At 68.1% G+C, this 13,795-nt stretch carries 12 protein-coding genes; 8 read left to right on the top strand and 4 right to left on the bottom strand.

The features are described from left to right. Positions 1-13: 13 nt before the first annotated feature. Positions 14-1,039 (top strand): glycoside hydrolase family 5 protein, encoded by a 1,026-nt coding sequence (locus ASC81_RS17855; protein WP_056269848.1) that lies wholly within the window; start codon positions 14-16, stop codon positions 1,037-1,039. Here ASC81_RS17855 and ASC81_RS17860 read toward each other — a convergent pair. Beyond that, on the bottom strand, positions 1,008-2,063 hold the full coding sequence (locus ASC81_RS17860) for a saccharopine dehydrogenase NADP-binding domain-containing protein (RefSeq protein WP_235533699.1): 1,056 nt from the start codon (positions 2,061-2,063) through the stop codon (positions 1,008-1,010). The genes ASC81_RS17855 and ASC81_RS17860 overlap by 32 nt on opposite strands. 21 nt (positions 2,064-2,084) lie before the next feature. Between ASC81_RS17860 and ASC81_RS17865 the strand changes: the two genes are divergently transcribed. Next, the gene (locus ASC81_RS17865; protein ID WP_056269852.1) at positions 2,085-2,672 is read left to right on the top strand and encodes a TetR/AcrR family transcriptional regulator; all 588 of its coding nucleotides are present in this window, start codon (positions 2,085-2,087) and stop codon (positions 2,670-2,672) included. Between the two features lie 109 nt (positions 2,673-2,781). Continuing rightward, complete coding sequence (locus ASC81_RS17870) at positions 2,782-3,582, top strand: class II glutamine amidotransferase (RefSeq protein ID WP_056269855.1); 801 nt, start codon at positions 2,782-2,784, stop codon at positions 3,580-3,582. A gap of 325 nt (positions 3,583-3,907) precedes the next feature. Here ASC81_RS17870 and ASC81_RS17875 read toward each other — a convergent pair whose 3' ends face one another. Both ASC81_RS17875 and garD read right to left on the bottom strand, forming a co-directional pair. Continuing rightward, a complete protein-coding gene (locus tag ASC81_RS17875) occupies positions 3,908-5,071 on the bottom strand; it encodes a TerB family tellurite resistance protein (protein ID WP_082536613.1) in 1,164 nt (387 codons plus the stop codon). Positions 5,072-5,249: 178 nt separating this feature from the next. Further along, complete coding sequence (gene garD, locus ASC81_RS17880) at positions 5,250-6,839, bottom strand: galactarate dehydratase (protein WP_056269860.1); 1,590 nt, start codon at positions 6,837-6,839, stop codon at positions 5,250-5,252. Positions 6,840-6,945: 106 nt separating this feature from the next. Here garD and ASC81_RS17885 point away from each other — a divergent pair, with 106 nt between their 5' ends. From ASC81_RS17885 to ASC81_RS17905, 5 genes are all read left to right on the top strand, one after another. Continuing rightward, positions 6,946-7,698 (top strand): FadR/GntR family transcriptional regulator, encoded by a 753-nt coding sequence (locus ASC81_RS17885; protein WP_056269862.1) that lies wholly within the window; start codon positions 6,946-6,948, stop codon positions 7,696-7,698. Between the two features lie 84 nt (positions 7,699-7,782). Next, entirely contained in the window at positions 7,783-8,694 is a 912-nt protein-coding gene (kdgD, locus tag ASC81_RS17890; protein WP_056270049.1) for a 5-dehydro-4-deoxyglucarate dehydratase, read from the top strand. A 34-nt stretch (positions 8,695-8,728) separates the two neighbouring features. Then, positions 8,729-9,700 carry a tripartite tricarboxylate transporter substrate binding protein gene (locus ASC81_RS17895; protein ID WP_056269865.1) on the top strand — a complete coding sequence of 324 codons (972 nt, stop codon included), beginning with the start codon at positions 8,729-8,731 and terminating at the stop codon, positions 9,698-9,700. An 8-nt stretch (positions 9,701-9,708) separates the two neighbouring features. Beyond that, positions 9,709-11,040, top strand: coding sequence for a glucarate dehydratase (gene gudD, locus ASC81_RS17900; protein WP_056269868.1), 1,332 nt, complete (start codon positions 9,709-9,711; stop codon positions 11,038-11,040). Between the two features lie 12 nt (positions 11,041-11,052). Beyond that, complete coding sequence (locus tag ASC81_RS17905) at positions 11,053-12,492, top strand: aldehyde dehydrogenase family protein (RefSeq protein ID WP_056269870.1); 1,440 nt, start codon at positions 11,053-11,055, stop codon at positions 12,490-12,492. On the opposite strand, the gene pelA is transcribed toward ASC81_RS17905, so the two are convergent. Beyond that, the gene (pelA, locus tag ASC81_RS17910) at positions 12,493-13,776 is read right to left on the bottom strand and encodes a pectate lyase (protein ID WP_082536614.1); all 1,284 of its coding nucleotides are present in this window, start codon (positions 13,774-13,776) and stop codon (positions 12,493-12,495) included. It lies immediately after the preceding gene. Between the last annotated feature and the right edge of the window lie 19 nt (positions 13,777-13,795).

Consider the following 13,795-nt stretch of genomic DNA (forward strand, 5'->3'; position numbering starts at 1 on the left):
GAGGAGACCACCCATGAAACTGCTCATTGGCGCCATGCTGCTGCTGGCCGCGGCCACCGCCCAGGCCGCTCCGCTCGAATGGCGCGGCATCAGCCTGTCCAGCGCCGAATGGGGCGAGAAGCTGCCCTTCCCCGGCGTCTACGGCAAAGACTTCGTCTATCCGACGGTGGCCAGCACGGCCTACTACCAGGCCAAGGGCATGAACCTGATGCGCATCGCCTTCCGATGGGAACGCCTGCAGCCGACATTGAACGGAGAGTTCGACCCGACCGAGCTGGCCCGCCTGCGGGAGTTCGTCGACGGCACCACTGCGCGCGGCCTGCACGTGCTGCTGGACCCGCACAACTACGCCGCCTACAAGGAGGTGCATGTCGGCAAGCCCGAGGTGCCCATCGCCGCCTTCGCCGACTTCTGGCGCCGGCTGGCACTTCAGTTCAAGGGCAATGCCAAGGTGCAGTTCGGCCTCGTCAACGAGCCGCGCAACATGCCGACCGAAACGTGGGCCAACGCGGCCCAGGCGGCCGTCGATGCCATCCGCAAGACGGGCGCCACCAACCTCATCACCCTGCCCGGGAACGGCTACACCGGCGCCTGGAGCTGGTTCGAAAGCAAGTGGTACGGCACGCCCAACGCCGATGTGATGGGCCGCGTGCGCGACCCGCTGGACAACATGGTGTTCGAGGTGCACCAGTACCTGGACAAGGATGGCTCGGGCACGCACACCGAATGCGTCAGTCCCACCATCGGCGTCGAGCGGCTGCAGCGCTTCACCGCCTGGCTCAAGGCCAACAAGAAGCGCGCCCTGCTGGGCGAACTGGGCGGCGGCGCCAATGCCGTCTGCGAGCAGGCCGTGACGGGCGCGCTCAAGCACCTGCAGGCGAATACCGACGTCTGGACGGGCTGGCTGTGGTGGGCGGGCGGCCCGACCTGGGGCGACTATTTCCTGTCGCTGGAGCCCGGCAAGGACGGCAAGGACAAGCCGCAGATGCGTTGGCTGGCGCCTTTCCTCAGCCCGGCAATTGCAGTTCGACGTCCTTGAGCGACTGCAGGAAATCCTTGGCCTCAAAGGCCTCGCCCAGTGCCAGCGCACCGCTGAGCTTGAAGGAGGGTTGCAGCATGCGCTCGGCCGCCTCGACCACCAGCGGTGCCGACAGCGCGTAGATGTCCTGGCCGCGCGCGATGGCCTTCCTGTCGCCGGCCTGGACGACCATCTCGAATCGTTGCGCCGAGCGCCCCTGAGCATCGCTGGCCGTGGGGGGCGGCGTCGCGGTGTCGCGGATCTCCTGCAGTGAGGACAAGGTGAGCCACGAGCGCAGGTTCTTCACGTCAAGGTGTCGGGCAATGGTGATGACCTCGCTGAACGGCAGTTCCACCACCGCTTGTTCGCCATGCCCGCTACCGAATACCCATGCCTGCTGGGCCGCGGGGGTCGGCATGCGCACCAGTTGGCCGTCCTGCAGCACGACGCGCGGTACCTGGTTGCGCTCGCCGGTCTTGCGAGTCCCCTCAGTGGGCCACCAGTGGTCCAGCGCGATGGCGACGCCCAGCTCGCTCACCGGGCCGCCGAACGCGAGCGCGCTGGCCAGCAGGTCCGCGAGCCCGCCATAAAAGCCGGCGGCCGGGATCACGGCCACGCCAGCCGCTCGGGCGCGCGCATCGAAGTCCTCGAACACGGCCCGCGCGCTGGCTTGCTCGGCCGCCACGTCGATATAGCCGCAGCGCATCCGCAAAGCCGCCTCGATGACCGGTGCAGCCGTGTCGAGAAACGGACCGGCGCAGTTGATGACAACGCCGCAGCCCTTCAGCGCTTCATCCAACGCGCCCGCATCGTCGACGGCCGCTACCCGCCCCTGCACGCCCGCAGGAAGGCGGGACGCGTCCCGGCCTATGGCCACCACCGTCAACCCTCGGCTCAACGCCTCGTCGACGACGAATCGCCCGGTGTGCCCGCCCGCGCCATAAACCGCAACGGCCTTGCCAATTTGCTTCATATCAATCCTTTCAAACGATACAGACCTGTCTGTTCTTTGAACGATACAGAATGGTCTGTATCGTGTCAACATTGAATCAAGCGGGATAAAGACATGGCTGAAACCGCCCTCAAAACCCTGAACGTCCGCGAGCGCCTGCTGGGCGTGGCATCCGAGCTGTTCTACAAGAACGGTGTGCGGGCCGTTGGCATCGACCTCGTCATCGAGCAGGCCGGCGTCGCCAAGAGCAGCCTTTACCGCCACTTCCGAACCAAGGACGACCTCATCGTTGCCTTCCTGGAGCGTGAGGACGTGGACTTCTGGGCCACGTGGGATGGCGTCGCCGCGGAGAACACCGGCGACGCGAGCGCCGAGCTGGCAGCCCAGATGCGTTGGATCGGCGAGCGGTTGGGCCGCGCCAACTACCGCGGCTGCCCGCAGATCAATGTGGCCGCCGAGTTCGCCGAGCAGGATCACCCGGCCCGCCAGGTGGCACGTGCCCACATGCAGGCACTGCGCTCCCGCTTGACGGACCTTGCCAGGCGTCTTGATGTGCTCCGGCCGGACATGCTGGCTGCCCAGCTCGCCGTGCTCGTCAACGGCGCCTTCGTCAGCGCCGAGTTGCTGGCACCCTACGAAGCGACGGCCGTGCTGCTTGAGGCACAGCGCGCCCTCGTGGAATCCGCACGCCGCGCGGTGTGACACATGCCGCAAGGCATGAGCACATGACAAAAGCTTTGTTGGGCTTTATGTCATCCATCGTCAGACTTGTGGCGTTGCAATCAGCACCGACAGCTTTGCGCCCCACCCGATGTGTGAGCTTTTCGCCCTCAACAGCCGCCAGCCAGCCGCCGCCACCTTCTCCCTGAGTGGCTTTGCCGCCCGCGGCGGGCGCACCGCAGACCATGTCGACGGCTGGGGAGTCGCCTTCCACGAAGGCGAGGACTGCGAAGTGGTCGTCGAGGACAGCCCGGCAGCCGACTCCGCCAAGGCCCGGCACTACGGCCACCACCCGGTGCGCGCACGCAACATCCTGGCCCATATCCGCAAGGCCACCCAGGGCGCCCGCGCGATGGAGAACTGCCACCCCTTTCGCCGCGAATGGGCTGGGCGCATCTGGGTCTTCGCCCACAACGGCGACCTCAAAGACTTCCACCCACAGCTTTCCGGCGGCTTCAAGCCCACCGGCCAGACGGACAGCGAGCGCGCCTTCTGCCTGTTGATGCAGCGTCTGCAACAGCACTTCGGCAACCACCTGCCTGACTGGCCCGAGCTGGCCGAGACGCTGACGCCCTGGATCCACGAGATCGCCGAGCACGGCCGCTTCAACCTGCTGCTGACCGATGGCCGCGCCATGCTGGCGCATGCATCCACAAAGCTGCACTGGCTGCAGCGCCGCCCGCCCTTCGGCCACGTTTCCTTGCGCGACGGCGATCTCAGCGTGGACCTGGCCACCGTGAACAACCCGGCCGACCGCATGGCGCTGGTCTCGACCGAGCCGCTTACCCATGGCGAAGCCTGGCAGCCGTTCACGGCCGGCGAGGTGCGCGTGTTCGAGGACGGCGACTGCATCTTCGTCAGCGAAGGCGTCGCCGTGGCTGCTGCCGCCTGAGGCGCAGAGCCCAGGGACGCCCCCGTCGCGCGTGGCGGGGGGGCGCTTCGGTCAGCTCAATCCAGGCGGATGCTCGTGGCCGCACGCGGGTAGAAGGCGTTGTCCCCCGCCGTGCCGCTGCCGCCCTCACCCCACGCATTGCTGCCCCAGCTCCACACAGAGCCATCACGGCCGCGCGCCAGCACATGGGCGCCAAAGGCCAGCTCGTCGATGGCGGGCAGGCCAACTGAGGGTCCAGCACGCCGCTGCGCAGGATGGTGCCCGATCCATGCTGACGGCGCGGCGGCCGGCCTCAGGCACCGCGCTCCTGCCCGGGCGGGTTGCGTCAGCGGCCCGGCCGCCTCTTGATCCGCTCGATGCCGGCCTTGGCCAGGTCCAGCGTGCGCTTGGCGGCTCCCTCGACCTGCTCGGGCGCTGGCAGCTTGTCTTGCGCCCATGAAGCGGCCTTCTGTACCGTCTGCTGCACCTGCGTCGCGGCGGTGCTCGTCATGGCCTGCAGCTGCTCGGGCGTCGGCAGCCGCTCGCGCGTCCAGTCGGCGGCTTCCTTGGCCGTGGAGCCCAATTGCTCGGCACCCGAGCGGGCACCGAGCCAAGCTTTGCTCGCCGCGGTGCCGGCCGCCGCCTGCAATTCCTCCGTCTTGGGCAGGCGCTCGCGCGCCCATCCGGCCGCGTCCTTGGCCGTGCTGCCCAGCTGCTCGGCCGCCTTGCCGGCACCGGACCTCGCCGCAAGCCAGGCCTTGGCGAGCGGGCCATCCGGCTCCTCCAGCAACCGCGCCAGGCTGGCGGCGAGCGCCACTTCCTCCGCCTCGCTCAGCGGCCCGCCGGCCTCCAGCAGCTTGCGCAGAAACTGCCCCAGATCAGTGGCGATGGCCTTGTGGTTGCAATCGGGGTTGGCGTGTAGGAAGGCCGACAGCTCCGCCGCCATTTCCTCGACCGATCCCTGCATGACGCCGGGCTCGATCTTCTCGATGGCCTGGGTGACGAAACCTTCGTCCAAGCCCCAGTCGTCCACCAGGTGCTGCACCAGCGCCTGCCGTTCGGCGGACTCGATGCGGCCGTCCACCGCGGCCAGCCGCAGCGCCAGCGGCGCGATGAGGTCGAACAGCGCCAGGCCGAGCGTGTCCAGCGGCGTGTTCAGGAACTTCGGGATCTCGATGACACGCGAGCCCTTGGTGTCGCCCAACCAGCGATAGAGGCCGTAGCAGGCGCCACCGGAAGCGAGTGCCGCAACGGCTACCCAGCCGACCGGCGTGGCAGCCGCGCCCAAGCCCAGGGCGCCCGCCTTGGCCAGCGCTGCGCCGGCCCCGGCGGCGCCGAGCACGTCCCAGATCTCGCGGGTGCGGTTGATCATGCGCAGCGACGCATAGGCGTTCTCGCCGATGGCCAGCTTGGCCTTAAAGCGCAGGGGTTCGGCGACGACTTGCGTGACGCCCTGGAGCGCGGTTCCGGGTTCGGCTGTAGGGACGGTGGGCTGCTGCTGGGTGCTCATGGCAGCCAATATAGAGGGAGAGGGTGGGAGGGGATCCGGCGTGCCCGAAACGGCTCGTCAAAGCGGTCCAATCTAGGCACAAAGCGCAGTCGTAGCTGAGGCTACGGCGAGCATTTGCAACGACGAGTGGGCCGCTTTGGCGAGGCAAGGCGGGCTTGCAGGATTCCCTTCCACCCTCTTAGGTCACCGGCGCCGGATTGAACAACACCAAGCTGTTATGCAGCTTCCAGTGCTCAGCCCAGGTCTTCTTCCGTCCACTGGCGACGTCAAGCAGCAGGCGGAACATTTCCCAGCCGGTCTCCTCGATCGTCGCTTCGCCGTCAGCGATGCGGCCGGCGTTGATGTCCATCAGGTCGTGCCAGCGGCGCGCCAGGTCCGTGCGCGTGGCGACCTTGACGACCGGGCATTCGGCCAAGCCGTAGGGCGTGCCGCGGCCGGTGGTGAAGATGTGCAGGTTCATGCCGGCCGCCAGTTGCAGCGTGCCGCAGATAAAGTCGCTGGCCGGCGTGGCGGCATAGACGAGGCCGCGCTGGTCGCGCCGCAGCTTCTCGCCCGGCGACAACACATGCGAGATGGCCGAGCTGCCGCTCTTGATGATGGAGCCCATGGCCTTCTCGGCGATGTTGCTCAGGCCGCCGGCCTTGTTGCCGGGCGTGGTGTTGGCCGAGCGGTCGACGCGGCCGCGGTCCAGGTAGCGGTCGTACCAGCCCAGCTCCCGAATGATCGCGTCGGCGACTTCCGGCGTGGCGGCGCGGCTGGTGAGCTGCTCGACGGCGTCGCGCACTTCAGTGTTTTCGCTGAACATGATGGTGGCGCCAGCGCGCACCAGCAGGTCGGCGCAGAAGCCCACCGCCGGATTGGCCGTCACGCCGGAGAACGCGTCGCTGCCGCCGCATTGCACGCCGACGACGAGTTCGCTGGCCGGCACGGTCTCGCGCTTGCGGGCGTTCAGGCGCTCCAGATGCGGCCGGGCGCTGTTGAGGATGTCGTCGAGCATGGACATGAAGCCGACGTGCGAGTCGTCCTGGAGGCATATCGTCTCCGGCCCGCTAGCCGGGTCGCGCTCGTCGGTGATCGGAAAGGAGCCGGGCGGCAGCAGCCGTGCGGGCTGCAGCTTTTCGCAGCCGAGGCTGACGACCATGACCTCGCCGCCGAAGTTGGGGTTCAGCGCGATGTTCTTCAGCGTGCGGATGGGAATGATGGCGTCGGGCGCGTCGATGGCCACACCGCAGCCATAGCTGTGCTCCAGGCCGATGACATCGTCGACGCTCGGGAATTGCGGCAGCAGTTCAGCTTTGATGCGCGCCACGGCCTGGGCGACGACGCCGGAGACGCACTGAACGGTGGTCGTGATAGCAAGGATATTGCGCGTACCCACCGAGCCATCCTTGTTGCGATAGCCCTCGAAGGTGAAGCCCTCCAGCGGCTCGGCAGCGGGCGGCTTCACGGTGGCGATGGGCAGACCTTCCAGCGCACGGGCTGACGGCATCTGCAGCAAGCGCTCGTGCACCCAACTTCCGGCTGAAATGGACTTCAGCGCATAGCCGATGGGCACGCCATAGCGCAGCACCGCCTCGCCCTCGGCAATGTCGCGCAGCGCGACTTTGTGGCCCTGGGGCACCTTGTCGAGCAGCGCCAGGCCGGCGCCCGGCACGCCCTCGGGCAGCACGGTGCCCGCGGCCAAGCCGCCGTCATTGGCCACGATGGCGACGTTGTCCTCCGCGCGCATGCGCAGCGTCAGGGGCGGACGGGGGGAAACATCAGGCATGGCGGCGGCGAGCGTTGCTAAAGTTGAGTGGACGTACGTCGTCTAGTTGTCGTACAACTAACGTCACTTTAGACGCGCTGTCCATTTCAAAACCTCGGGTTAACCCTTGAATCAAGCTCTTGGCCGCCGCCGGCCGCGCACGCTGGCCCTCGAACTGGTCGATTCGCTCGGTGATCGCATCCGGGCCGGCCAGTTGCAGACGGGCGACAAGTTGCCTACCGAAGCGGCCATCATGGGGGAGTTCGAGGTCAGTCGCACTGTCGTGCGGGAGGCCATCTCCAAGCTGCAGGCGGCCGGGCTCGTGGAGACGCGGCATGGCATCGGCACCTTCGTGCTCGGCGCTGGCGATGCGCCCTCTTTCAAGATCACGCCGGAGCAGTTCGGCACGCTGCAGGACGTGATTGCCGTGCTGGAGCTGCGCATCGGGCTGGAGACTGAGGCCGCAGGGCTGGCCGCCCAGCGCCGTACTGCCGGCGACCTCACCGCCTTGCGCAAGGCGCTCGACGCCGTGATCGCTGCCGTCGAAGCCGGCGAGGACTCGGTCGCCGCCGACTTCCAGTTCCACCTGGAGATCGCGCGCGCCACGCAGAACGGCCATTTCGCAGAACTGATGGCGACGCTGGGAAGTCAGATCATCCCGCGCGCCCGGCTGGAGCCGGTGGCCGACATGAGTGCCGAGCGGCTGGCCTATATGCGGCGGGTGAACGCCGAGCACGAGAGCATCCTCGACGCTATCGCCAGTCAGGACGCCGAGTCCGCCCGCGCAGCGATGCGCACCCACCTTTCCAACAGCCGCGAGCGGCGCCGCCGCGCCCAGGCAGAACTGCCCAATCTGGGCGGTGTAAAGAACCGCCGATAACGGGTTATCCCTAGTCTACTGTGATTTGATTGGAGTTGTACGATGACCTACAACTTCTTTATTCCACACGACGGAGACCTGCCCATGTCGCCCCAAGAACTCAAAGCCGTCCTCGAAGCAGGTCTGCTGTCCTTCCCGCTGACCGACTTCGACGCGCAGTTGAATTTCGCGGCCAAGCCGTATGCCGAGCGCCTGGAATGGCTGCAGCCCTACGGCGCGTCGGCGCTGTTCGCGGCCGGTGGCACGGGTGAGTTCTTCTCGCTGGAGCCGGGCGAGTACAGCGACGTCATCAAGGTGGCGCTGGACACCTGCCGCGGCCGCACACCCATCCTGGCCGGTGCCGGTGGCGGCACTCGTGTGGCCATCCAGTACGCCCAGGAAGCCGAGCGCCTCGGCGCCCAGGGCGTGCTGCTGCTGCCCCACTACCTGACTGAGGCCAGCCAGGAAGGATTGATCGCCCACGTCGAGGCCGTCTGCAAGAGCGTCAAGTTCGGCGTCGTCGTCTACAACCGCGGCGCCTGCAAGCTGACGCCCGCGTCGCTGCTGGTGCTGGCCGACCGCTGCCCCAACCTGATCGGCTTCAAGGACGGCCTGGGCGACATCGAGAAGTTCGTCTCCATCCGCCAGACGCTGGGCGACCGCTTCGCCTACCTGGGCGGCCTGCCCACGGCCGAGTTGTTCGCCGGTGCCTACAAGGCCATGGGCTGCCCGGTCTACTCGTCGGCCGTCTTCAACTTCATCCCGAAAACGGCGATGGAGTTCTACAACGCGCATGCCGCCAACGACACCGAGACCTGCAACCGCCTGGTGCGCGACTTCTTCATCCCTTACGTGGCGCTGCGCAACAAGGGTGAGGGCTATGCCGTGTCCATCGTGAAGGCCGGCGCCACGCTGGTCGGCCACACGGCCGGCCCGGTGCGCCCGCCGCTGTCCGACATGCTGCCCGCCGAGGTCGACCAGCTCAGCGCGCTGATCTCCAAGCTCGGCCCGCAGTAAGCCCGTTCCCGAACAACCACCTGGAGACAAACCAATGAAGCGACTGCTGACCTCCGTGCTGCTCAGCCTCACGGCTCTTTCGATCACCGGCACTGCTGTGGCCCAGGCCTGGCCGGCCAAGCCGGTGACGCTGCTGGTGCCCTTCCCGCCCGGCGGCTCCACCGACGCCATTGCACGCCTGCTGAGCAACAAGCTGCCGGAAAGCGTCGGCGGCAGCTTCGTCGTCGACAACCGCGGCGGCGCGGGCGGCACCATCGGCACGGCCATGGTCAAGCGCGCGGCGCCGGATGGCTACACCGTCCTCGTCACGTCGCTCGGGCCGCTGGTCATCGGCCCGCATCTGCTGAAGAACCTGCCCTACGACCCGACCAAGGACCTCGACTACATCACCGTTGCCGTGCAGGCGCCCAACGTGCTGGTCGTGCCCGCCGCGTCGCCGCACAAGACCATGGCCGAGGTGCTCGCCTTCCTAAAGGCCAACCCGCAGAAGATGAGCTTCGGCACGTCTGGCAACGGCTCCAGCGACCACATCACCGCCGAGCTGTTCTGGCAGCAGACGGGCACCACCGGCCTGCACATTCCCTACAAGGGCGGCGGCCCGGTCATGACCGATCTGCTGGGCAACCAGGTGGATTCCAGCTTCATGAACATCAACACCGCGCTGCCGCAGATCAAGGCCGGCAAGCTGCGCGCGCTTGGCATCACCAGCACCGCCCGCTCGCCGGTACTGCCCGACGTGCAGACCATGGACGAGCTGGGCATCAAGGGCGTGCAGGTGTACTCGTGGCAGGCTGTCGCGGCGCCCAAGGGTCTGCCCGCCGACGTCAAGGCCAAGCTGCACGCCGGCATCGTCAAGACGCTGAACGCCGCGGACGTGAAGCCAAAGTTGCTGGAGCAGGGCTTCGAGATCGTTGCCAACACGCCCGAGCAGTTCACCGCCTTCCAAAACGCCGAATTCGAGCGCTGGAAGAAAGTCATCATCGAGCGAAAGATCACTGCAGATTGACTCTCGCCATGAGCAGTTCCACACCCGTCATCAAAGAGCTGCGTGTCATCCCCGTCGCCGGGCGCGACGGCATGCTGCTCAACCTCAGCGGCGCCCATGCGCCGTTCTTCACCCGCAACATCCTGATCCTGACAGACAGCGCCGGGAACACCGGCGTCGGCGAGGTGCCGGGCGGCGAGAAGATCCGCCAAACGCTGGAGGACGCGCGCGCACTGGTTGTCGGCCAGCCGGTCGGCTCGCACCAGGGCCTGCTGCAGACGGTGCAGAAGGCCTTCGCCGACCGCGACGTCGGCGGCCGCGGGCTGCAGACCTTTGACCTGCGCACCACCATCCATGCCGTCACGGCCATCGAGTCGGCGATGCTCGATCTGCTCGGCCAGCACCTCGGCCTGCCGGTCGCCGCGCTGCTCGGCGAAGGCCAGCAGCGCGACGCGGTCGAGATGCTGGGTTATCTGTTCTTCGTCGGCGACAAGGGCAAGACCGACTTGCCCTACCACTCGGAGCCTGACGCCGACAACGACTGGTTCCGCCTGCGCCACGATGTGGCGATGACCCCCGAGGCGGTGGTGAAGCTCGCCGAAGCCGCGCGCGAGCGTTACGGCTTCAACGACTTCAAGCTCAAGGGCGGCGTGCTGCGCGGTGACGAGGAGGTCGTGGCCATCCGCGCGCTGCACGAGCGCTTCCCCGACGCCCGCGTGACGCTGGACCCGAATGGCGGCTGGCTGCTGAAGGACGCGATCCGGCTGATGCGCGACATGAAGGGCGTGCTGGCCTACGCCGAAGACCCCTGCGGCGCCGAGGACGGCTTCTCCGGTCGCGAGGTGATGGCCGAGTTCCGCCGCGCCACCGGCCTGCTCACGGCCACCAACATGGTCGCCACCGACTGGCGCCAATTGAGCCACGCGCTGTCGCTGCAGAGTGTGGACATCCCGCTGGCCGACCCGCACTTCTGGACCATGGCCGGCTCGGTGCGCGTGGCGCAGACCTGCCGCGACTGGGGGCTGACCTGGGGCTCGCACTCCAACAACCACTTCGACATCTCGCTGGCGATGTTCACGCACGTGGGCGCCGCCGCGCCAGGCAAGGTCACGGCCATCGACACGCACTGGATCTGGCAGGACGGCCAGCGCCTGACGAAGGAGCCGCTGCAGATCGTCGACGGCCACGTCAAGGTGCCGGCCAAGCCGGGTTTGGGTGTTGAGCTGGACATGGCCGAGGTCGAGAAGGCCCACGCGCTCTACAAGCAATACGGCCTAGGGGCACGCGATGACGCCATCGCGATGCAATATCTGATCCCCGGCTGGACCTTCAACCCCAAGCGCCCCGCCCTAGACCGCTAACCCGCTCATCCCATGTTCAAGAACCTCATCAACGGCGAATGGCTGGACGGCCATGCCGTCTCCCGCAACATCAATCCCTCCGACACGCGCGACCTGGTTGGCGAGTACGCCCAGGCCGATGCGGCGCAGGCCGACCTGGCTATCGCTGCCGCAAGCGCCGCCTTTCCGGCCTGGAGCCTGTCTACGCCGCAGCAGCGCTTCGACATCCTGGATGCCGTTGGCACCGAAATCCTGGCCCGCCGCGCCGAGCTGGGCGACTTGCTGGCTCGCGAGGAAGGCAAGACCCTGCCCGAAGCCATCGGCGAGGTCGCTCGCGCCGGCTACATCTTTAAGTTTTTTGCCGGCGAGGCGCTGCGGCCGGGCGGTGAAACCATGCCCTCGGTGCGCCCCGGCGTTGGCGTCGAGGTGACGCGCGAGGCCGTCGGCGTCGTCGGCTTGATCACGCCGTGGAACTTCCCCATCGCGATTCCAGCCTGGAAGATCGCGCCGGCGCTGGCCTGGGGCAATTGCGTCGTCTTCAAGCCGGCCGACCTGGTGCCCGGTTCGGCCTGGGCGCTGGCCGAAATCCTGTCGCGCAGCGGCCTGCCGGCCGGCGTGTTCAACCTCGTCATGGGCCGCGGCTCGGTCGTCGGCGAGAAGCTGCTGAACGACGCACGCGTTGCCGCCGTCAGCTTCACCGGCTCCGTCGCCACGGGGCAGAAGGTGGCTGCCGCCTGCGTCGCCCGCATGGCCAAGTTCCAGCTGGAGATGGGTGGCAAGAACCCGATGATCGTGCTCGACGATGCCGACTTGAGCGTGGCCGTCAACGCCGCCGTCAACAGCGGCTTCTTCTCCACCGGCCAGCGCTGCACCGCATCGAGCCGCCTCATCGTCACCGAGGGCATCCATGACCGCTTCATCGCGGCCATGGTCGACAAGATGAAGACGCTGAAGGTGGACGACGCCCGCAAGGCCGGCACCGACATCGGCCCCGTCGTCGACGCCAGCCAGCTCGGTCAGGACACCGACTACATCGGCATCGCCAAGGGCGAAGGCGGCAAGCTGGCTCAAGGCGGCGAGCGCATCGAGACCAACGCCGCCGGTGCGCCGGGCTTCTACCTGACGCCGGCGCTCATCACCGACACGACGCCCGACATGCGCATTAACCGCGAAGAGGTCTTCGGCCCAGTGGTGAGCGTGCTGCGCGCCCGTGACTACGAACATGCGCTGGCGCTGAGCAACGACACGCCGTTCGGCCTGGCCGCCGGCATCGCCACGACGTCGCTGAAGTACGCCACCCATTTCAAGCGTCACTCGCAGGCCGGCATGGTGATGGTCAACCTGCCGACGGCCGGCGTGGACTATCACGTGCCCTTCGGCGGCCGCAAGGGATCAAGCTACGGCCCGCGCGAGCAGGGCCGCCACGCAGCGGAGTTCTACACAACCGTGAAGACGGCCTACACCCAGGCCTGATCAGGACGGCTGGCCTACACCCCAGCGCTTTGCCCAGGCATCGTAGGCCGCCAGCGTCTGCAGCGGCCAGTTGCCCCACCAGGCATAGCCTCGGCGGCGCTCGGCGCTGACACCGTGCACGTCGTCGTGCAGGCTGCGGTCGCGGTCGCCGAACACGGGCTTGAGCGTCACCGGGTCGTAGTAGCGCGACCACAGCGGCCCCGCGCCGGGCTCCTCGATCAGCCGCTTGCCCTGCACCGCGTCCACCATGACCCAGGCGCGGTCGTGCACGGCCAGTTGCTTCAGCGTGGCGATGCCGGCGCGCACCGCCTCGATGACGGCCGGTGACGGCTCGGGCAGGCTCATCAGCAGGGCCAGCACCTTGGTGCTTTCGCCGCTGCTCAGCGCCGACGGCTCGTAGTTGCGCGCCGCGGACGGCGCCTGCGTCAGCGGGTCGTACTGCTGGGCCCAGAGCGTGAGCTTGCCGCCCGCGCGCACCTGCGTGGCCAGCAGCAGCTGCACCGCCCGCGCCTCGGCGGCGGTGGCCTCGGCGCGCAGCGGCGCCGGTAGCGCGTCCAGCCCGGCCTCGCCGCGCGCGACGGCGCCCATCAGCTCGGCCACCGCCACCAGCGCGTTGTCGTTCAGCGTGATCGCGTCGTGATAGCCGCCCTGCAGCGGCCACACCTGCGGCCAGCCGCCGCGCGGGTACTGCGCCGCCAGCAGATAGGCCACGCCGCGCTGCGTCGCCCGGCGCCAGGGCTCGCCGGCCGCGCCCGGGTGTGCAGCGGCCACGCGGGCCAGGAAGCGGATCTCGGTGATGGTGGCGTCGTTGTCGATGGTGCCGACGAAGTTCCAGGGCGCGTCACTCGCGCCCGCCGGGCTGTTGTCAGCCACAAAGGACTGGCCCGGCTGGCGCGGCGCCATGTTGCGCGGCTGGTTCTTGCCCCAGCCGCCAGCGGGGGTCTGGTAGCTCAGGATGTTGTGGGCGACCAGCAGCGCGGCGTCGCCGGCATACCACTCTGCTGGCTTGTCCAGCGGCATGGTGGCCGCGCCGTTGCCGCTGGCGGGCGCGGCGGGCCAAGTCGCCATGCCCTTGCGCTCGGCGGCCAGCGCGGCGCGGTCGGCGGCGCGCTGCGCGTCGGAGCGGGCCAGGTAGCCCGCCCATGCCGCACGCTCGGCCGCCGGCAGCGCCGCCACGCGCTCCGCCATCAGCGCCTGGGCCGGCGGGATGGTGCCGATCTGCGCAGCGTAGGTCGACGAGCACAACGCCAGGGCAAGCACAGCAACACGTTTGGCAACAGGCATGAGGGGCAACGAAGTTGGG

The sequence above is a fragment of the Pelomonas sp. Root405 genome (genome assembly GCF_001425165.1).
In the GTDB taxonomy this organism is placed as follows: Bacteria; Pseudomonadota; Gammaproteobacteria; order Burkholderiales; family Burkholderiaceae_C; genus Pelomonas.

Excerpts from the sequence above, each read along its gene's own strand:
- pelA (WP_082536614.1), bottom strand. The coding sequence starts at position 13,776 with ATGCCTGTTGCCAAACGTGTTGCTGTGCTTGCCCTGGCGTTGTGCTCG.
- ASC81_RS17865 (WP_056269852.1), top strand. The coding sequence starts at position 2,085 with ATGGCTGAAACCGCCCTCAAAACCCTGAACGTCCGCGAGCGCCTGCTG.
- garD (WP_056269860.1), bottom strand. The coding sequence starts at position 6,839 with ATGCCTGATGTTTCCCCCCGTCCGCCCCTGACGCTGCGCATGCGCGCG.
- kdgD (WP_056270049.1), top strand. The coding sequence starts at position 7,783 with ATGTCGCCCCAAGAACTCAAAGCCGTCCTCGAAGCAGGTCTGCTGTCC.
- ASC81_RS17895 (WP_056269865.1), top strand. The coding sequence starts at position 8,729 with ATGAAGCGACTGCTGACCTCCGTGCTGCTCAGCCTCACGGCTCTTTCG.
- gudD (WP_056269868.1), top strand. The coding sequence starts at position 9,709 with ATGAGCAGTTCCACACCCGTCATCAAAGAGCTGCGTGTCATCCCCGTC.
- ASC81_RS17860 (WP_235533699.1), bottom strand. The coding sequence starts at position 2,063 with ATGTTGACACGATACAGACCATTCTGTATCGTTCAAAGAACAGACAGG.
- ASC81_RS17870 (WP_056269855.1), top strand. The coding sequence starts at position 2,782 with ATGTGTGAGCTTTTCGCCCTCAACAGCCGCCAGCCAGCCGCCGCCACC.
- ASC81_RS17855 (WP_056269848.1), top strand. The coding sequence starts at position 14 with ATGAAACTGCTCATTGGCGCCATGCTGCTGCTGGCCGCGGCCACCGCC.
- ASC81_RS17905 (WP_056269870.1), top strand. The coding sequence starts at position 11,053 with ATGTTCAAGAACCTCATCAACGGCGAATGGCTGGACGGCCATGCCGTC.
- ASC81_RS17875 (WP_082536613.1), bottom strand. The coding sequence starts at position 5,071 with ATGAGCACCCAGCAGCAGCCCACCGTCCCTACAGCCGAACCCGGAACC.